The following is an 18,382-nucleotide window of genomic DNA, read 5'->3' as shown; positions in this document are numbered from 1 at the left end:
ACCAACGCCGTCAAATATGGAGCCTTGAGCACCGAGAATGGCCGACTTCTCGTCACCTGGGAAATGGTGTTCGACCGACGCGAACGTCGCCGCTTAGCATTGAGCTGGGTCGAGAGCGGTGTCGCCGTTGGATCGAACAAGCCGGCGCGACGCGGCTACGGCACCGAACTGATCCAAGAAGCCCTGGCCTACGCGCTGGAGGCCAAGGTCGACTACGAGTTGGGAGCGAACGGCGTGCGCTGTCGTATCGAAATGCCAGTATCCTGACCTGTGTGATGGCGTAGCTGTTCGGGGACCTTATTCTGACGAGCATTCGCTGCGCGCCTTGGAGGGCGGGTGCCTGATCCTGCTCGACCGCTTACCGGACACTGCATCCTCGTTGTCGAGGATGAGTACCTGATTGCCATGGACCTGAAGCGTTGGCTGTCGGAAGCCGGAGCGACGGTGACAGGTCCGGTTCCAAGCGTCGATCAAGCCCTCGACCTTATCGATGACGGTGGTCTCACCGCGGCGGTACTGGATGTAAACCTCGGCGACGGCAGTACCATTTATCCCCTAGCCGCAAGGCTGGGAGACCTAGGTGTGCCATACCTCTTCGCAACCGGGGACGTAAAGGCGTCTGATGCGGATGCGTACAGCAGCCGTCCGAGGCTGACGAAGCCGTATTTGGAAGCGGAACTTGTGCGGGCCGTGGTGGAACTCATCGCAGGCCCCGCACCAACTTGGTGATCGAACGGGACCTCGATGTCAGTTTCGATGCCTGAGCTACCGAAAGCAGATCAGCAGGAAACCACCCCATCTGGTCATTCCGCATCCGACCCAAGTAAGCCGTCCGGATCGCCTCGCCTGCACTCCCAAAGCGAACACGCATCATCGTCCGAGCCCTTGGTCGTTCGTGATCCTTGACGGGCTGTCGCGTGCTGCTTAGCTCAGTCTCGGACGTGTAGAAGCCACAGCCCGGTCGGTAGTCCGGGTGGCCCGACGCTCGTGCATGGCGGCCGCCATCAGCGGCCGACTACCAGCGCGTCCTTTCCGACGAACAGGAAAGGTATGTCCAGTGAAGCTCAACCATATCAATCTGACGAGCACCGACGTCCCTGCCGACGTGTCAATGTTCGAGACCTATTTTGGGCTGCGCACGCTGGTGATGCGCGGGAAGGCACTTGCTGTTATTCACGACGATGACGACGGCATGCTCTTAGTCTTGAATGATTTTGCAAAAAAACGAGGCAGCTTTGCTTACCCTGAGAATAGTGACGTCCACCATATTGGCTTCATCCAAGACAGCCGTGAGGAAGTCGACGCACTGAACGCGCGCCTGAAAGCCGATGGCTGGGATGTGCCGGAGCCGCGCGACTATCACGGTGCCTGGACATTCTACTTCAAGGCCAAGGGCGGCTATTTCATCGAAGTAGCAACACGGACCCAACTCCGGCGCGCAGAGGCAGCCGCCGTCTAACAAGCCGTCGCGGTTCGAACGCAACGGTATGTCGCTTGGCGTCCGCTTTCGCCTCGTCGCGTAGCGAAAGCGGAACGTCTCCAAACCACCCGACCCGGTCGTTCAGTGGCGCCGGTCGACGCGACCGGTGCTGGCCGTAAGCGGAATGGCAGCTTCGAAGGCTGGCCGCCGGAAAAGCGGACAGTTTCCTACCGACCCAACTCAGTCGCTAGGGACGCGATCGACGCTTGCCGGAAGCAGTCGTTCGCCAATCGTCCGGCGACTTCGGGTTGGGTGGGGGCGATCGTCAACTAGAAGCCCGTGAGGGGTCATTCGGCTTCGGTCGGCTCTGAGAGACGGCCCAGCAGCTCGTTCATCAGGAGGCGCTCGCCCGGCGTCAGCGCTGCGGCCGCGGCGAGGTGCGCGCGCAGGCCGACCGCCAGGGACGCCAAGCCGGCCCCGTCCGGCGCGGATGGGTCGCCGACGACTGCGGCGAGCACCGCGTCGCGCGCCAGGGGCGAGAGGTGCGGGTCGCGCGCGTCCTCGTCCGTCGCGAGCAGGGTCGCCACCGTGCCGACGCCCGCGGCGTGGATCAGCGCCACCGCGCGCTCCACTGGCACATGCAGCCGACCAGCCCGCGCGATCCGCCCCACCCGTTCGCGCAGGATTGCGAGGCCGGCGAGCATGGCCGGCGACCCGGAGGCCGGCGCGCCTATTTCGTTGGTGATCGCGAACACCGCCGGGTGGGCCAGCCCAAACGCGATGTAGGCGTCCCAGGCTTCACGCAAGCCCTCGACCGGGTCGGGGTGCGGCAGCACCGCCCGCTTGCGAGCGAGAAAAGTCGCCAGCCCGTGCTCGGCCACAGCGTTGAGCAGCCCACGCTTGTCCCCGAACAGGCGGTAGAGCGTCGGTGCCTGCACCGCCGCCGCTGCAGCCACGGCCCGGGTGGTCAGGGCCACCACGCCGCCGTCAGCGATCAGCTCGGACGCCGCCGCCAGGATGCGCGCCCGGGCGTCCTGCCTATCGTCCCCACCGTCCAGTCCATCGTTCATGGCGCGATGTAGCATCGGTATGTTCAGATCGATAGCGGCGATTGAAGGTGATCATTATCCCTGATACAGCGATGATGTTTCCATCGTTACAGGGGCTGCGAATGATCGTCGTCACAGGGGCCACCGGCCAACTCGGCAAGGCCGTCGTCGAGGATCTGCTGCACCGTGTGCCGACAGAGCGGATCGCGGTCAGTGTTCGGGACGTTGGCAAGGCCACCGACCTTGCCCGGCAGGGCGTCGCGGTCCGCCAAGCCGACTTCGCGGACGAGGCCAGCCTGCGGGCGGCGTTCGAGGGTTCGGACCAGGTGCTGATCGTCTCGGCCAACAAGCTCGGCGAGGAGGCGCTGCGCCTGCACCGCACCGCCATTGCCGCAGCCCGCGCCGTCGGTGTGCGACGGATCCTATACACGAGCCATGCTGGCGCGCGGCGTGGCTCGTCCTTCCCGCCCGCCGGCCAGCACGCCGGCACGGAGTCGGACTTGGCGGGCGGCGGGTTGTGGACAGCGCTGCGCCACGGTTTCTACGCCGAGAGCTGCCTTTTCATGGTTGGCAATGGGCTGCGCGCCGGGGAACTGTGCACGCCCGAGGACGGGCCAGTCGCCTGGACGGCGCGCGCCGACTTGGCGGAGGCCGACGCGGCGATCCTGGCGGCGGGAGACGGGTGGGACGGCCCGACGCCCCCGCTCACGGCGGGCCGGGCCGTGACCATGGCTGAGGTGGCGGTGATCGCTTCGGAGGTGACCGGGCGCGCCGTGCGCCACACTGTCATCGGCGACGTGGAATGGCGAGACGCGAAAATCGCAGGCGGGATGCCTGCCCTTTACGCCGACATGTTGCTCGGGACCTTCCAGGCTGCGCGCCGGGGGGACTTCGCGGCGACCGATCCTGCGCTGGAGGAGTTGCTGGGCCGGCCGCCCCGGACGATGCGCGAGATGCTGGCAGCCGCAGGTCTCTGATCGCAGACGTCAGCCCTCCCGCCCGTGATCGTCGGGCCGCCGGTCCAACATCAGGGCGGGCGGTTCTTTGGGACCGGCTGAGTTACCGATAAGCGCACCTTCTGGGGGGCTGCGTTGGATCGGGGGCAGGCGAGACGGCAACGTCCGCTCCATCAGGACTGCGCTCAGAGGCGGACCGTCAGAAAACCACCCTTGGCAGCCGCTCACCACTGTGGCTCTGATGCTGGAAAGCGGACAAACGCTCGGTCGCCCGCCCATCAGAATGTTAGGTTAGGACACCATCACGTCCATGACCCATGTCACACCGAACCGATCCGTCAGCATTCCGTAGAGTGGGGACCAAGCTGATGCGCCGAGCGGTTGCAGAACCGAACCGCCCGCGCGAAGCTTCTCCCAGTGTGCAGTGATCTCCTCCGGCGATGTTCCGCGGAGCGAGACGTAGACCGCGTTCTCGCCGGGGTTCCACGGCTTCTCCGGCTGCACGTCATAGGCCATGATCCGGAACCCCTGATCGGACGCTACTTGGCCCCAGATCACGCGCTCGGCCTGCACGGGATCCTGTGTCGCTCCAAGATCCCCGTAGGTAACGATCGTTCGCTCGCCCCCGAAGACGGAGCGGTAAAAGTCGAGGGCTTTGCGAGCCTGCCCGCGGAAGTTGAGATGGGTCGTCGTTTGGACGGTCATTGCGGTCTCCGATGGGCGGGGCGTGTTGTCGTGCCCTGCGACCCGGATGTACCAACCCCTACCTGACAGAAACCGGCAGTAGGCTGATGGCACGGAGCGACCGCCTCTTCCGTCTCCTCCAGGCGATGCGCACCCTGCCCAAACCGGTCACGGCCGCGCGGCTGGCAGAGGAAACCGGCGTGTCCGTGCGCTCCCTGTACCGGGACATCGACAGCCTGCGGGCCGCCGGAGCCCGGATCGACGGCGAGCGGGGTTACGGCTACCGGCTGATCGAGGATTACGCGCTTCCACCGCAGACCTTGGATCGTCTGGAGATCGAGGCGTTGGCACTCGGCATGGCGGAGGTGCGCGCCATGGGCGACCCCGACTTGGCGGCGGCAGCGGCTTCGGTCGTGGCCAAGGTCGCAGCGACGTTGCCGGACGATCGCGAGCAGCACCTGTTCCACTGCGTGTCGAAGGTCTATCGCCCCGAGGCACGCTACTCGCCAGCGCATCACCTGGGGCTGATCCGGCAGGCGTGCTGGCGAGAAGAGGCGCTCACCATCCACTACACAGATGAGCGCGGTTCGGGCACGCTGCGGACGATCCTACCGCTGGCGATCGTCCACACGGAGCGGCGACTGGTCGTTTTATCGTGGTGTCGTCTGCGCGAAGCATTCCGGATGTTCCGGATCGACCGCATCGGCGAAGCCAGGGTCGAGGTGGGCAGTTTTCGGCCGGATCGGGCGTCCTTACTGCGCGCCTATCTGGAAGCGCTGGAAAGCGAGAATGCGGCCCCGGCAGCACGATCTGGTGGCTGACCGCGAGGCGGGATAGGCCAAATTTTCGGGGTCTGCTTCAACGCCCAAGCCACTCGGAAGCAGACCGGCTGAAATCCACCCAATCCAGCCGTTCGAAGGCGCCCACTTACGCGGCTTGAACTGGCCGTAAGCCGCTAATCTGCTTTCAAGTCGCAATTGCGGTGAAGCAGACACGCCGGGCCCTAGCGGCCGGCTTGTTGGAGCGATTGCACCGACCGGCATGGCCCTTTCACCGCTCTCGCGCGAGGGTGGAAACTTACGGCTCAGCTTTCAGTTGGCCTCCCGCCAAGGAGAATCGTTATGACCGAACACACCTCCCTCAACGCCGGCCACGGTGGCGAGACGCACCAGACCGCCGACGCCGACCACCCTGTGCTGACCACCAACCACGGCACGCCGATCTCCGACAACCAGAATCAGCTCAAGGCCGGGGCCCATGGGCCGGTCCTGCTCGAGGACGAGGTTTACCGCGAGAAGATCAACCACTTCGATCACGAGCGCATCCCCGAGCGGATCGTCCATGCGCGTGGCTCCGCCGCGCATGGTTACTTCGAGTGCACGGAGAGCCTCGCGGACATCACCGTCGCCGACTTGTTCCAGCGGAAGGGGCAGCGCACCGAGGTGTTCACCCGCTTCTCCACCGTGGCGGGCGGCGCCGGCTCGATCGACACGCCGCGCGACGTGCGCGGCTTCGCCGTCAAGTTCTACACCCGCGAGGGCAACTGGGATCTCGTCGGTAACAACATCCCAGTGTTCTTCATCCAGGACGCGATCAAGTTCCCGGATCTGATCCACGCCGCCAAGATGGAAGCCGACCGCGGCTATCCGCAGGCGGCCACCGCCCACGATACGTTCTGGGACTTCATCAGCCTCATGCCCGAGTCGACCCACATGATCATGTGGGCCATGTCGGACCGCACCCTGCCGCGTACCTTCGCCAACATGGAGGGCTTCGGCGTTCACACCTTCCGCTTCATCAACAAGGACGGGAAGAACACCTTCGTCAAGTTCCACTGGAAGCCGAAGGCGGGCCTCGCCTCGACGATCTGGGACGAGACCGTGAAGATCGCCGGAGCCGATCCGGACTTCCAACGCCGCGACCTGTTCGAGCGCATCGGGCGCGGCGATTATCCGACCTGGGAACTCGGCGTGCAGCTGTTCGATGAGGCGTTCGCCAACAGCCAGCCCTACGATGTCCTCGATGCGACCAAGATCATCCCCGAGGAAGTGCTGCCGGTGAAGATCGTCGGGCGCATGGTGCTCGACCGCTACCCCGACAACTACTTCGCGGAGACCGAGCAGGCGGCCTTCGTGCCGAGCCACGTCGTGCCGGGCATCAGTTTCTCAAACGACCCGCTGCTCCAGGGCCGTCTGTTCAGCTACACGGACACACAGCTTTCACGGCTGGGGTCAGTCAACTTCCACCAGCTTCCGATCAATGCCGCGAAGGGGCGGGCCGCGGCGGCGGGCTGCCCGTTCATGAACCAGCAGCGGGACGGCCATATGCAGATGGCGGTGCCGAAGGGCCGCGCCAACTATGAGCCGAACAGCCTCTCCCGCGCGGGCGAGCCAGGCGGCGCTCGCGAGGACGCCTCGAAGGGCTACGTGACCTTCCCCTCGGAGGAGGAGGGGCCGAAGCTGCGCATCCGGCCGGAGAGCTTCGCGGACCACTACAGTCAGGCGCGGCTGTTTTTCCGGTCCATGGATCCGGCCGAACAGGCCCACATCGCCTCCGCGTTGGTCTTCGAACTGTCCAAGGTGAGCCTGGAACACATCCGCCTGACGATGCTCGCCAACCTGCGCAACGTCGATGAGGATCTGGCGACCCGCGTCGCCGACGGGCTGGCGATGGATCTGCCGCCCGCCTCGCCGACCGCCGCGCCGGTCCTCGACATGGCCCCGTCGCCGGCCCTGCGCATCATCCGGGGCCCGCTGGAGCGGCACACGCTAGAAGGCCGTAACATCGGCATCCTGATCGCCGACGGGACGGATGCGGGCGAGCTGCAATCGCTGAAGAAGGCGATCAAGGCCGCGGGCGGCCATGCGATGACCATCGCCCCGAAGGTCGGCAAGGTGCCGCTGTCGGACGGATCGTCCATCGCCGCCGACGCGCAGCTGTTCGGCCAGCCCTCGGTCACGGTCGATGGCTGCGCGGTGATCCTCTCCGAGAAGGCCGCCGGCAAGCTCGTGAAGGAAGCGGCCGCGGTGCAGTGGGTGATGGACGCCTTCGGGCACCTGAAAGCCATCGGCGCCAACGTCGCGGCAAAGCCGCTGCTCGACAAGGCGGGCGTCGAGGTGGACGAGGGCGTGACCGACCTCAACGGTTTCGTCGAGGCGGCGAAGAAGCGCTACTGGGACCGCGAGCCCAAGGTCCGCACGCTGGCCTGACTAGGCAGACTAGGCCGTTCGGTACGCACATCGCCGCCGAACGGCCGTGGATACGCAAACCGGCCTCAGGCCCCCATGGTCATGACAGAACCACCGTCGACCCGGAGGAACTCGCCGGTGATGAAGCTGACATGTTCCGAGCATAGGAACGTGACCGCGGCTGCGATCTCCCCGGCCCGGCCGCGGCACTTGGCGACGTTGCCGAGGCGCTCCTCGTCCGGCGTCAGCTTGATCGCCTCGTCGAACGAGATGCCCTTCTCCTTGGCCTTCTCCATCTGGGCGTCGATCATCGGCGTCGCGATGAAGGCCGGGCCGACCGCATTCACGAGAACGCCGTCCGGCCCATAGGCCTCGACAGCCCCTTCGCGAGGTTGAGGACGCCGGCCTTCGCAGCGGCGTAGGGCAGTTCCTCGATGCAGGGTTGCACTGCGTCCTCTGTGGAGAACAGTACGATTTAGCTCTGAGCCGGGGCGGCCCGCGCCGCCTGCGATTACCCCACGCACCATCAGCCTGCGGGAGCGTATCGCCGCGAACAACGTGGCAGGCCGTCCGCCTTAAGCCAGCCGATCTCTCGAACCGCACCGACCCCGTGATGCGTGGCTTACGCCTCCTCCCGGGGCGAACGGCTATTCGGCTCGAACCGAACGGGACAACACCGTCGGGGGGAGCGAAGGCGATCCGCTTCGATAAAATGGGCGCGGTCGTCGAAATCGGCTGCGTCATGTGCGACATGCCACGACGGGCACGCCACGTTCCGTTGTGGGTCAGCGCTCGCGCGCGCGGTCAGATACCAGCCTCAACCCTGGCTGCACGGGGACGGCAATAGCCGCGGCGACCTTGCGTTCGAGCTCGCCGTCCCGGAACGGCTTCAGGACGACCGCGTCGGCCCCGCCGGCACCGGCCAGTGTCAGGGCCATCGCGTCTGCAAACCCGGTTACGAACAAGACCGGCATTCTCGGCCAGCGCCGACGGATCTCGATGGCAGCCTCGGCGCCGTTCATGCCTGGCATGGCAAAATCGAGCACAACCAGGTCTATGCAAGGGTCCGCCTCCAGGGCCACCAGCGCCTGGAGGCCGGAGGCCGCCTCGCGCACGTCGTGCCCAGCCTCGGAGAGCCGGGTCACGGTGACTTCCCTAACGTCTGCGTCGTCGTCCACCACGAGAAGTTTCGAGCGGCTCCCCGTCAGGGGGGTACGGGTACAACCGACGGCCGTCGTCCCCTGACTCGACGCGGTTCCCACGCCAACGACCCGGGGCAGATAGACCTTAATCGAGGTGCCTTCGCCTAGCACCGTGTCGATGCGGATGCCGCCACCGGACTGCTTCACGAACCCGTAGACTTGGGCGAGGCCGAGCCCTGAGCCCTTACCCACTTCCTTTGTCGTAAAGAACGGCTCGAAGACCCGCTTGAGGACGTTCGGCGGCATGCCGCTTCCGGTGTCGCTCACCGACACCATGACGTACTCGCCCGGCTGCGGCTGCTCCGGCCGGGTCGGGGCACCGCTGATGGTCACGTTGGCGGTCTCGATGGTGAGCCGCCCACCCACCGCCATCGCGTCGCGGGCGTTGATGGCGAGGTTGAGGATCACCAATTCGATTTGTGTCGCGTCGATTAGAGCCGGCCACAGGTCGCTTTGCAGGGTGGTCTCGATCTGAACCGCGCCGCCGATAGAACTCTGCAGTAGGTCACGCATCGAGGCGACCGTGTCGTTCAGGCCGACCGGGGTCGGCTCCAACCGCTGGCGACGAGAAAAGGCCAGGAGCTGCGCCGTTAGGCGAGCGCCGCGCTCGGCCGCTCCCCTCATCATCGCCAAGCGACGCTTCGAGCGGTCGTCGGACACCGCGCGTTCCAGGAACTCGATGTTGCCGGCGATTACCGTGAGCAGGTTGTTGAAGTCGTGCGCGACGCCGGAGGTCAGTTGTCCGACAGCCTCCAGACGCTGGTTCAGGCGCAGGGCTTCCTCGGCCCGCTCTCGCTCGACGATCTGATGCTTGAGCTCGGCATTGGTTTCGGCAAGCTCATGGGTTCGCTCTGCGATGCGAGCTTCGAGCGTGTCATTGAGTGCCTGCAGAGCCGCCTGGGCCGCTGCCCTTTCGGCCTTCGCCCGCGCTTCGGACAACGCGCGGACGATGGTGCGGGTCATACGGTCGAGGCGCTGCTTGCCGACGTAATCGGTCGCGCCGTTCTTCAGCGCCTCGACCGCCACGTCCTCGCCCAGCGTGCCGGAGCAGAAGATGAACGGGATGTCGGGGCACTGTTCCCGCGCGATGCCGAGGGCGCTGACGCCATCGAAGGTCGGCAGGGCATAGTCCGCCAGGATCAAGTCATGACGGCCGGGGATAGCGGTTGCCGTGAACTCCTCGCGCGTCATCACCCGCTCGATCACGAACGGGTGGCCGAGGTTGTCCAGTTCCGCCTCGATGAGTTCCGCATCGAGGTCGCTGTCTTCCAGGTGGAGGATGCGCAGCGGGTCTGCGGAAGGTTCGATCACCCGTTGAATGGCTGGTCTCCCCGGTGCGGGGGCGCTTCGTTCAGCACCGTCCAGAACACGCCCAACTCCCGGATGGCGGCGAAGAACTGGTCAAAGGCGCCTGGCTTCACCACGAACGCGTTCACCCCGAGGTCGTACGAGCGGACCACGTCGGTCTCCTCCCGCGACGATGTCAGCATGACTACGGGGATGCCGCGCGTGGTAGGGTCGCCCTTGACCCTGGCCAGCACCTCCAGGCCGTCGACCTTCGGCAGCTTCAGGTCGAGGAGCACCACGGCCGGATCCTGCTTCCCCCGGCCCTCGTGTGGACCTTTCCGGTGCAGGAAATCCAAGGCCTCCGCGCCGTCGCGGCAGATGACTATCTCGTTGGCGATCTGGCTCGCTTCGAGCGCCGCCAGCGTCAACTCGATGTCGTTCGGGTTGTCCTCCACCAGGAGGATCGGCTTCAATCCAGCCATGTCAGCGTGCGTCCTCCCGGAGCGGTAGGGTGAAGGTGAAGGTGGCGCCCTCGCCGAGCCGTCCCTCGGCCCAGGTCCGGCCGCCGTGGCGCTCGACGATGCGACGGACGTTGGCCAAGCCGATGCCGGTGCCCTCGAACTCCTCGACGCGGTGGAGGCGCTGGAACACGCCGAACAGCTTGTCGACGTACGCCATGTCGAAGCCGACCCCGTTGTCGCGCACGAAGAACACCGCCTCGCCGTCCCGGGGTGATAGCCTCCCGACCTCGACGACCGCCTCGGGCCGGTCACGGGTGTACTTCAGGGCGTTAGAAAGCAGGTTCTCGATCACCAGCCGCAGCATGAACGGATCTGCGTGCACGCGACCGAGGACGCCGATCTCCCAGCGCACGGTCCGCCCGGGCGCGACGTCGCGCTCGACCTTGCGACGGACCTCGTCGACGAGGGGCACCATCTCGCCGGAGACCTTGTTCAGTGCGTGCCGCCCCATCTGTGAGAAGGTCAGCAGGTTGTCGACCAGCGTGCCGGCCGATGCCGCCGCCTCGATGATGGTCTCGACGTAGTGCCTGCCCTTGTCCGACAGGTTCTGTCCCTCGCGGGTCTTGAGCAAGTTCGAGTAGCCCACGATGTGCCGGAACGGCGCCCGAAGGTCGTGGCTCACCGAGTACGAGAACGCCTCAAGTTCCTTGTTCGAGCGCTGGAGCTCCTCGCTCATCGCCGCGAGTTCCTCCGCCCGGCGCAGCACGATGCCGAGCACCGACGCGCGCAGATCCTTGGCGGCTTCGACTTCAGGGATCGACCACGGTAGCGAGCGGCCCTGCACCGTCTCCTTCCAGATCTCGAACGACTTCCGGGGGTGCAGGCGGTCCGGCCCACCCTCGGGATCCGGGACGGCGGGCTTGACCGGGTTGCCACCCCACTTGACCGTCCGGACCACCTCCGGCCTGAACCAAAGGATGTAGCTCGCGTACTTCTTCGAGATCGAGATGGCGAGGAGCCCACTCGCATGGTCGGCGTAGGCCGCCGCCTCGGCGATGGTGTCGGACAGGGATTCGGAAACGAAGACGTCGTCGGTGTCGCCGCTCGCCGACAGCCAGTCGTAGATCGCACGCACGTCACCCTCGTCAGGCGTGGCGCCCATCAGCCGGCAACGGTCGGCGGTGACGACGGCGGCGCCCGAGGCGTTCACCAGGGCCAGGACGTCGTCGGGATGGTTGAGTAGGCCGTCGACGAAGCTGTCCTCCTCCGCCATGAACCCGAGGAGGCGCGCTTGCACCTGCCCGAGCGCCAGCCTCTGCTCGGCCTGGGCGCCGCGCTCGCGGGCCGACAATTGCAGGGCGAAGATCTGGGCCAGCACGTCGCAGGCATTGCGGGCGTGCAGCGGCACGCGCTTCGGCTCGGCGTTGTGGCATGAGATGAGGCCCCACAGGGCACCGTCGATCAGGATGGAAACCGACATGGATGCCATCGTGCCCATGTTGCGCATGTACTCGACGTGGACCGGCGAGACAGAGCGCAGGACGGATTGGCTGAGGTCGAGCGGCTTCCCCGCGGGCGTCGATGCCGGCAGGATCGGCACGGGGGCGTAGCCCGCGTCGGGGATGATGCGCATGCGGTTGCGGCGGTAGAGCTCGCGCGCCTGCGCCGGGATGTCCGAGGCGGGGAAGCGCAGGTCGAGGTAGGACGGCAGCACGCCGTTGCCGTCCTCGGCCAGCACCGTGCCGTGCCAGTCCCGGTCGAACCGGTAGACCAGCGCCCTATCGAGGCCGGTGACGGCGCGGATGTCCTGCGCCACAAGGTGGCAGAGTTCCTCGATGTCGTGGGCGGCATGGAGGCGCTCGACGAAGGAGCGCAGCCGCGGTGTGAGCACGTCGAGGCCGAGATCCGCGGCGGCGGCGTCGACCTCCTCCAATTCCAGTACGACCAAGCCGTCGACACGATGCGCCGCGACCTCGTAGGTCAGGCGTGCGGCATCGGAGGTGAGCGTCACGGTGCGGAGGTAGGACGCGCCCGCCTGCGGCCCGGGCTCGTCGAGATGGCGCCGGACGATGGCGGCGAGGTGTGGGAAGACCGCATCAAGGAGCGCGCCGACGGCCGCCTCAACCGGGGCGTTGGCGCTGGCCTGTACGACGGTCAGGGACGGTGGGTCGAGGGCGAGCAGGAAACCGTGAGGCTGCACGCTGCCAGCGATATGGATCGGCTCGCGGTCACAGGCCGTGAGGTTGATACGGGCCGCCTGGGTCATTCGATTCAAACTTGATCCTGCTCGCGTCCGGATCGGTCCAACGACCGCCCTTCATTCATCGGCGAGTCCCCGGTCGGGTCATGGGCCCGGGGGCTTGGCGCACCTATCGTTTGACGTGGGTCTGCCGCGAGGTGGCCGGGCGTCGCATGCGCGTCCCGTCAGCGGGGGGATCGGGCATCCCAAGGTTGATCGCCGGGACACCTTATCACCGGGGCAGGATTCCGAAACCCCGACGACGTGGCCCAAGTCTGACACGGCCACGACGCGCACGGGTCGGCAAGTCGAAGAGGTTAGTTGAGATGATGAGCATGCACGTGCTCGGCTCCGCTGTGCTCAGCGTGGCCATGCCCAGCGTGACCGTGATCGTGGCCGTGGTGCTGCATCGGGCGTGCCGTCCGGCCCGCGAAGAGGTCACGCCCCACTGAGATGAACCCGAAGGCTCTCCAGCGAAACAACGAGCGGAACGATGCCGGATCGAGGCTGACGCCGATGAGGCACGCCGCTATGGCCGTCGTACCCACACGTCATAATGCAGATACAGCACAGCCAATTTTTGGAGATCAGCAATCGCGTTGATCGATTATTTTCGTCTGTTCACGCTGCCGTGAACACAGCGATGCCTCATTCCCACGCCCAAGAGGGAGCCGAACGCTCCTGCAAGAGGCGACGGCGGATCGCCGTCCAGCGCGATGCACTACTCTTCGCCACCGTGGCTGCAGGTTTCGGGTAGAACTCAGGCGGTATTGATGCTCTTCATCTGGTCGGGCTGGGGGATCGTAGTCATTCCCGTCGCGGTCGGCACGGCGGTTACGGTCGGGGCGCTGGGCGGCTTGGCGCTTCGGGCCCTCGGTCACCCCGAACTCACTTTTCTCGCCGTCAGCCTCGGGCTGTTCGCGGCCGCAACCGCCAATTGGATCGTCGGCCGGCGCCTGAATGGTCATCCGCCGCGCGAACTCATCGATCCGGCCACGAATCAGCGCGTTCTTCTCCGCCGTCAGCACGCGCTGTTCTGGGTGCCGGTACAGTACTGGTCCGTGCCCGTTGCGCTCGCTGCGCTCGTCCCATGGCTCGCACTGCGCAATCTCTGATTTTGCCATGCCAGATAGCCTTACAGTCGCGGAGTTGAGCATGTCGCGTGGCAGCTGTGAGCGTGCGGTGAGATGCCGTCGGATCCTCGTGGCCTGTCTTTCCACCGTGCTGGCTATGCCCGCCGCGGCCGTGACCCCGGTAACGCCTGTCGGTGTCGAGAGCTGTGACGCCTTCCTAGACGCATACGCGCAGTGTGCCGCAAGCCCTGGCGTGCCGGAGGCTGTGCGCCCCAACATCCACCAAGGTATCGGCACGCTGCGGGAGAGCTTCCGCGATGCCATCAGCCGCAACGCGTCCGCTCGCCCGACCGTCGCCCAGCAGTGCGCTCAGGCCCACGAGGCGGTGCGCCAAAGCATGGTCGATGCCTTCAGGTGCGACTTCCCCGCCCCGCCGCCAGCCTCGCAGGCACTGCTGCAGGCCGCGCCTCCGGCCACCGCCGCTCAGGCCCCTGCCCGCGCGGATGCCCGGGTCGCGCCACCCCCGCCGAGCCGTGAAGCGCAGGGGGTGGCGAAGGCGAACGCCTACACCGAGGTGCAGAACCACCTCGTGCGTTCCCACCCGCTGGAAAGGCAACTCGCCGAGTACCGACGCGATAACGAACGCGAGCTCAAGCTGGGCACGAAGCTGGGTGCCAACGCGTGGTACCACTTCGGCATCGTCGACTTCGACGGGGTGATCGACGAGTTGGAGAAGGCGGTCGCTCTGCCCGGGGCCATCCCCGAGGTCGACCCGCAGGCCACGCGGCTGCTCGCAGCCTTGCGCGAGCTCAACCCGACGCTGAAGGCGCTGACCCGCTACCAGACCACGCGAGAGTTCAAGGAGGACGGGTACAAGTTCGCCCGCGAGCAGCACCCGATCCTCGTTCCTAAGGTCGAAGCAGCCGCCAAGGCGATGGACGCCTACGGCAACGCGCTGTTCGAGCGCGAGCTCGCCCGGGACGGGCGGCGGATGGCGATGCTGCCGGAGGACGCTCCAGCACGCCGGCTGCTTGCGACCAGCCTGGCGCTACGCCGGGCGGTGCAGCGTTTCGAGGCGCTCCGGCCAAAGACCGATACAGCCTCGTTCCTCGCCGCCCTGAGCGATGTGTCGAGCGCCAACAGACAGCTCGGGGCGACGTTCGACGGCATGAACCCCAAAGCCAGCTCATCCTGCACCGGCTACGCGGATACGGTGGCGAGCGTGATCGGCCACGGCCGCGACGTCGCGCGGGACATCAAGGCGAAGGGAGATCCGAGCCAGCCGGCGCGGCTGTTCAACGACGCCTACAACCGCTCGGTTCGCGATTTCGAATCCTGCCAGCGGTACGAGAGTCGGGCGCGGCCGAGCTGACGGACCGCCAGGACTGCGAAGGTCGGCTTCCATAGACAGTCGAACGCCGAGGGGCAGATGATCGTGCCGCTTCATGAGGGCCGCCGCGGCAGTCGCCGGCTTCCCCCCGTCGTCTGGCTCCTCGCCTGGGTCGTCGGCGTTCCGGCCTTGCTCGCGGGGCTCGGGGCCTGGGAGGTCGAGCGCGGGCAGGCGACCGCCAAGAGCGTCACGCGCCGTCAGGTCGAGCTGCCCGTCTCCGTCGTCCAGCTACGCCTGCTGGCGGCGACAGATCCCTACGCCTCGGTTCGGTTCGAGGGGGCGCGAACCACCTACGGCGCGGCGCTCGCGGCCGACAAAGCTGAGGAGGCGCTGGCCGCGGTCACACGCGATCTACCCCTGGCCCGGGCTCGGGCGTGGGTGCCGTACGCGACGCTCGCCGGCGCGATACTCGCGCTGCTGGCCGGTCTCGTCGCGCTGGCCGGCGGCGGCGCCGCGGGCTTGTGGGCGCGGCGCTCGCGCGACGCACTGCTCGCGAGTTTCGGTCTCGTGCGCCGTGTGCTGCCGGCGCTGCTCGGCCTGCAGATCGTGGGCCTGAGCCTCGCGGTGCTCGCGGCCGCGCTGTTCGAGGCCACCGGGCTGTGGTTCACCCAGCGGTTCTCGGCCGGGGAGGCCAAGCTGCTGCTCGGCGCCCTCGTCATCGCCGCCCTGGCGGCTTGGGCCGCGGTCGCGGCGGTGCGCGGCCTGCGCGGGGTGTTCGCGCTGTTCACCCCCGAGCCCATCGACGTGCGCGGCCGCGCCCTCGACGAGGCCGAGGCTCCGGGTCTGTGGCGCTTCGTGCGCGAGCTCGCCGGGCGCGGGGACGCGCTCGCCCCCGACGCAGTGGTCGTCGGCTTGACCGGTGGTTTCTTCGTCACGGAGGGTGCCGTGCGCCTGAACCCGGACGGTCGGACGCTGACGGGGCGCACGCTGTACCTGCCCGCCCCCTATCTCGGCGTGCTCGACCGGCGCGAACTCTCTGCGGTGATCGGGCACGAGCTCGCGCACTTCGCGGGCGAAGACACCGCTTACAGTCGGCGCTTCACTCCGATCTACGCCGGTCTGCATCGCGCGCTGGCCGCGCTGGGCAATGCCGGCCCCGGGGATCTGCTCACCCGCCCCGCCGCCTATGTCGGCCATCGCAGCCTCGGCACCTTCGACGCGGCGGTGGCGCGCTGGAGCCGGGCGCGCGAGTTCGAGGCCGACCGGCGCGGCGCCCTAGTTTCCGGCGCACCGCCCGCGGCCTCCGCCCTGCTGCGCGTCGGTGTTCTGGGGCAGGTGGTGAGCGAGACGCTTGGATCCGCCTTCGACGCGCCCGACGTGGCCCCCGACGACCTCGTCGCGAGCGTACTCGACGGGATCCCCGCCGCCGGCTTCCCCGACCCGGGGGCGCACCTCGACGAGCGGCAGGTGCATCCCACCGACACTCACCCGCCGGACCGTCAGCGTATCGCGGCGCTCGGCGTGCCGCTCGACACCGAGCTGTTCGCCCGTGCTGCTCGGCCGCTCACCATGGGCGACCGTACCTGGCCGGCTGCCCTGATCGCGGACTGGTCCGGCCTGTGCCGCGAGCTCAGCGCGGACTTCCTCACCGGAGCACGGGAGCACCGTGTCGCCGAACGAGCCTACCTGGAAGAGGTCGCAGCAGCCGTGCCCGTCGGGGAGACGCTAGTGCACGAGAACGGTGCGCCGATGGTCTGGACGATGGGCGTCCTCGCCATCCTGTTCGCCGGGGCCGGCGCTGCGCTGCTACTGTACCCCCGCGCACTCGGCGTCGCGCATGATGCGCTGGCGCAGCAGATCCTCGCAGCCGTCGCCGCGGCGGGTGTCGCGTGGGCGGGGATCTACGCCGCACGCGTGCATCGACGCGGCCGGACGCCGCTGCTGGTGCTGACGCCAGACGCGCTGCGCTCTCCGCTGCTCGATGGTGCGGTCGCTTGGCAGGACGTGATGGACTTCCAGGTCTCGCACGGCAAGCGGCTGACCTTGACGCTGACTCTCGCACCGAACGCCCCGCTGCCGAGGGCCAAGCGCCTGTTCTCGCAGGCCCGTGTGAGCCGACGGCGACGTCACGTCAGCGTGCAGACTCTGGGCGCGCGCGGTCTCAAGCCCGACGCCTTCGCCGCGCTGGTCGGGCGCTACCTCGCGGCCTCTCGCGCCCGCGGGCACCTGTCAGCAGCGAACAAAGGGATTTGATTGCTTGGCCACCGGCAACCGTCTCCCGGAGCGCTGGTTCAACGCCGCACTGTGGCTCGTCGCCCTGCTCTTCGCAGCATTCCTGATCGGGCTGGGCTCGCTCGTCGTCGGCGACCTGCCGCAGGTGGAACACCGCTACGTCCTGGAGCAGTTCCTGGACCGCGAACCGGCCCGCGTCTCGACCGATAGCCTCAAGCGCGTCCGGCAGGAGCAGGATGACACGCGACGGCAGGCCGAGGAGGCGGGACTTGCGCTCGACGCGGCGCGCGGGGCCTCGGAGGCGGCGCGCGAGACCTTTGCCAATTGGCTGAAGACCCGCGACGCGACGCAGCGCGTCGACCAGGATCCGGGCCTCGTCGCCCGCACCGAGCGGCTCGACGCGTTGAAGGCGGCCGAGCGTGCGGTCGAGGAGCGGATCGAGGCGCTTGACCGCACCGCTTTCGAGCTTAATGAGCGGGAGACCACCCTGGCGAGCGCCGACGCCGAGCTTCGTGCGGCGGCGCAGAGCCGACTCGAAGCAGCAGAGCGTGTGCAGGAGCTGCGCGTGTTCGGCTACCGTCTCGCGCTGACGCTGCCCCTTCTGACGCTGGCCGGCTGGCTGTTGCGGAAGCGGCGGCGCACGCGCAACTGGCCGTTCGTGTGGGGTTTTGCGTTCGCGGCTGCGTTCGCGTTCTTCGTCGAGTTGGTGCCTTACTTGCCGAGCTACGGCGGCTACGTGCAGTACGGGGTCGGCGTGATCCTGACGCTGGTCGGGGGCCGCGCGGCGATCAACGCCCTGCACGCCTACCGCGAGAAACAGGCGTTGGTCGAGGCGCGCCCCAGCGAGGAGCGCCGCACCGAGATCGCCACGGACGAGGCTTTAAGCCGGCTTGCGCGCAAGGTTTGCCCCGGCTGTGAGAGGGGTATCACGCTGGACGACCCTGCTACGAACTTCTGCCCTCATTGCGGGCTTGAGGTTTTCGAGCGCTGCCCCGGCTGTTCTCACCGCAAGAGTACCTTCGAGCGGTTTTGTCGGGCCTGCGGCGAGCGACGCGCGGTCGCTCCGGTGGTTATGGCGTAGGGCGCCTCGGGGCGCGGAGATGACAGAGTCTGAACGGCCGTGGCCTGCCCCCATTCGGTGGCCCGAGTTCGAAGTTAGTGCATCGTCGGTCGGCTGACGATGGCAGGGCGAGCGGACGGCACTGATCCGCTCGGTTCGGTTGGCCAGAGGACGACCTCCGGCGCGGGTGGCTGGTAGCCG

Annotated in this window: 16 protein-coding genes and 1 pseudogene; 11 read left to right on the top strand and 6 right to left on the bottom strand. The window is 67.3% G+C overall.

What is annotated here, in order from left to right; all coding sequences use genetic code 11:
- From MKK88_RS03245 to MKK88_RS03235, 3 genes and pseudogenes are all read left to right on the top strand, one after another.
- Positions 1–267: pseudogene (locus MKK88_RS03245) on the top strand (histidine kinase); the annotation flags it as partial.
- A 69-nt stretch (positions 268–336) separates the two neighbouring features.
- Positions 337–729 carry a response regulator gene (locus MKK88_RS03240; protein WP_243997158.1) on the top strand — a complete coding sequence of 131 codons (393 nt, stop codon included), beginning with the start codon at positions 337–339 and terminating at the stop codon, positions 727–729.
- A gap of 328 nt (positions 730–1,057) precedes the next feature.
- Positions 1,058–1,459 (top strand): VOC family protein, encoded by a 402-nt coding sequence (locus MKK88_RS03235; protein WP_243997157.1) that lies wholly within the window; start codon positions 1,058–1,060, stop codon positions 1,457–1,459.
- A 308-nt stretch (positions 1,460–1,767) separates the two neighbouring features.
- Here the strand turns inward: MKK88_RS03235 and MKK88_RS03230 are convergent, their stop codons facing one another.
- Positions 1,768–2,490 (bottom strand): TetR/AcrR family transcriptional regulator, encoded by a 723-nt coding sequence (locus MKK88_RS03230; RefSeq protein WP_243997156.1) that lies wholly within the window; start codon positions 2,488–2,490, stop codon positions 1,768–1,770.
- Between the two features lie 101 nt (positions 2,491–2,591).
- On the opposite strand from MKK88_RS03230, the gene MKK88_RS03225 reads away from it, so the two are divergent.
- Positions 2,592–3,446 carry an NAD(P)H-binding protein gene (locus MKK88_RS03225; protein ID WP_243997154.1) on the top strand — a complete coding sequence of 285 codons (855 nt, stop codon included), beginning with the start codon at positions 2,592–2,594 and terminating at the stop codon, positions 3,444–3,446.
- A gap of 270 nt (positions 3,447–3,716) precedes the next feature.
- Here MKK88_RS03225 and MKK88_RS03220 read toward each other — a convergent pair whose 3' ends face one another.
- Positions 3,717–4,130 (bottom strand): VOC family protein, encoded by a 414-nt coding sequence (locus MKK88_RS03220; protein ID WP_243997153.1) that lies wholly within the window; start codon positions 4,128–4,130, stop codon positions 3,717–3,719.
- 86 nt (positions 4,131–4,216) lie between these two features.
- Here MKK88_RS03220 and MKK88_RS03215 point away from each other — a divergent pair, with 86 nt between their 5' ends.
- Together MKK88_RS03215 and MKK88_RS03210 are read left to right on the top strand one after the other, a co-directional pair.
- The gene (locus MKK88_RS03215; protein ID WP_243997152.1) at positions 4,217–4,930 is read left to right on the top strand and encodes a helix-turn-helix transcriptional regulator; all 714 of its coding nucleotides are present in this window, start codon (positions 4,217–4,219) and stop codon (positions 4,928–4,930) included.
- Between the two features lie 300 nt (positions 4,931–5,230).
- Positions 5,231–7,318 carry a catalase gene (locus tag MKK88_RS03210; protein WP_243997151.1) on the top strand — a complete coding sequence of 696 codons (2,088 nt, stop codon included), beginning with the start codon at positions 5,231–5,233 and terminating at the stop codon, positions 7,316–7,318.
- Positions 7,319–7,383: 65 nt separating this feature from the next.
- Here the strand turns inward: MKK88_RS03210 and MKK88_RS03205 are convergent, their stop codons facing one another.
- From MKK88_RS03205 to MKK88_RS03190, 4 genes are all read right to left on the bottom strand, one after another.
- Positions 7,384–7,644, bottom strand: coding sequence for an SDR family oxidoreductase (locus MKK88_RS03205; protein WP_243997150.1), 261 nt, complete (start codon positions 7,642–7,644; stop codon positions 7,384–7,386).
- 438 nt (positions 7,645–8,082) lie between these two features.
- Entirely contained in the window at positions 8,083–9,810 is a 1,728-nt protein-coding gene (locus MKK88_RS03200) for a hybrid sensor histidine kinase/response regulator (RefSeq protein WP_243997149.1), read from the bottom strand.
- Complete coding sequence (locus tag MKK88_RS03195) at positions 9,807–10,268, bottom strand: response regulator (protein WP_243997148.1); 462 nt, start codon at positions 10,266–10,268, stop codon at positions 9,807–9,809. The genes MKK88_RS03200 and MKK88_RS03195 overlap by 4 nt, the downstream gene beginning before the upstream one ends.
- A gap of 1 nt (position 10,269) precedes the next feature.
- On the bottom strand, positions 10,270–12,513 hold the full coding sequence (locus tag MKK88_RS03190) for an ATP-binding protein (RefSeq protein ID WP_243997147.1): 2,244 nt from the start codon (positions 12,511–12,513) through the stop codon (positions 10,270–10,272).
- 299 nt (positions 12,514–12,812) lie between these two features.
- On the opposite strand from MKK88_RS03190, the gene MKK88_RS33720 reads away from it, so the two are divergent.
- The 5 genes from MKK88_RS33720 to MKK88_RS03170 all read left to right on the top strand — a co-directional run bounded on the left by MKK88_RS33720 (position 12,813) and on the right by MKK88_RS03170 (position 18,202).
- Positions 12,813–12,938, top strand: coding sequence for a hypothetical protein (locus tag MKK88_RS33720; protein ID WP_279602050.1), 126 nt, complete (start codon positions 12,813–12,815; stop codon positions 12,936–12,938).
- Between the two features lie 321 nt (positions 12,939–13,259).
- On the top strand, positions 13,260–13,601 hold the full coding sequence (locus MKK88_RS03185) for a hypothetical protein (RefSeq protein ID WP_243997146.1): 342 nt from the start codon (positions 13,260–13,262) through the stop codon (positions 13,599–13,601).
- A gap of 223 nt (positions 13,602–13,824) precedes the next feature.
- Complete coding sequence (locus MKK88_RS03180; RefSeq protein ID WP_243997145.1) at positions 13,825–14,931, top strand: DUF3829 domain-containing protein; 1,107 nt, start codon at positions 13,825–13,827, stop codon at positions 14,929–14,931.
- 57 nt (positions 14,932–14,988) lie between these two features.
- Complete coding sequence (locus MKK88_RS03175; RefSeq protein ID WP_243997144.1) at positions 14,989–17,142, top strand: M48 family metallopeptidase; 2,154 nt, start codon at positions 14,989–14,991, stop codon at positions 17,140–17,142.
- Between the two features lie 4 nt (positions 17,143–17,146).
- A complete protein-coding gene (locus MKK88_RS03170) occupies positions 17,147–18,202 on the top strand; it encodes a zinc ribbon domain-containing protein (protein WP_243997143.1) in 1,056 nt (351 codons plus the stop codon).
- Positions 18,203–18,382: the final 180 nt, after the last annotated feature.

Origin of the sequence: Methylobacterium sp. E-005 (genome assembly GCF_022829725.1) — a bacterium.
Taxonomy (GTDB): domain Bacteria; phylum Pseudomonadota; class Alphaproteobacteria; order Rhizobiales; family Beijerinckiaceae; genus Methylobacterium.
Note: the sequence above shows the minus strand (reverse complement) of the source record. Positions and strands in the feature narration are given on the sequence as shown.

Coding starts and splice junctions, on each gene's coding strand:
- MKK88_RS03230 (WP_243997156.1), bottom strand. CDS start 2,490: ATGAACGATGGACTGGACGGTGGGGACGATAGGCAGGACGCCCGGGCG.
- MKK88_RS03225 (WP_243997154.1), top strand. CDS start 2,592: ATGATCGTCGTCACAGGGGCCACCGGCCAACTCGGCAAGGCCGTCGTC.
- MKK88_RS03220 (WP_243997153.1), bottom strand. CDS start 4,130: ATGACCGTCCAAACGACGACCCATCTCAACTTCCGCGGGCAGGCTCGC.
- MKK88_RS03215 (WP_243997152.1), top strand. CDS start 4,217: ATGGCACGGAGCGACCGCCTCTTCCGTCTCCTCCAGGCGATGCGCACC.
- MKK88_RS03210 (WP_243997151.1), top strand. CDS start 5,231: ATGACCGAACACACCTCCCTCAACGCCGGCCACGGTGGCGAGACGCAC.
- MKK88_RS03195 (WP_243997148.1), bottom strand. CDS start 10,268: ATGGCTGGATTGAAGCCGATCCTCCTGGTGGAGGACAACCCGAACGAC.
- MKK88_RS03190 (WP_243997147.1), bottom strand. CDS start 12,513: ATGACCCAGGCGGCCCGTATCAACCTCACGGCCTGTGACCGCGAGCCG.
- MKK88_RS33720 (WP_279602050.1), top strand. CDS start 12,813: ATGATGAGCATGCACGTGCTCGGCTCCGCTGTGCTCAGCGTGGCCATG.
- MKK88_RS03185 (WP_243997146.1), top strand. CDS start 13,260: ATGCTCTTCATCTGGTCGGGCTGGGGGATCGTAGTCATTCCCGTCGCG.
- MKK88_RS03175 (WP_243997144.1), top strand. CDS start 14,989: ATGATCGTGCCGCTTCATGAGGGCCGCCGCGGCAGTCGCCGGCTTCCC.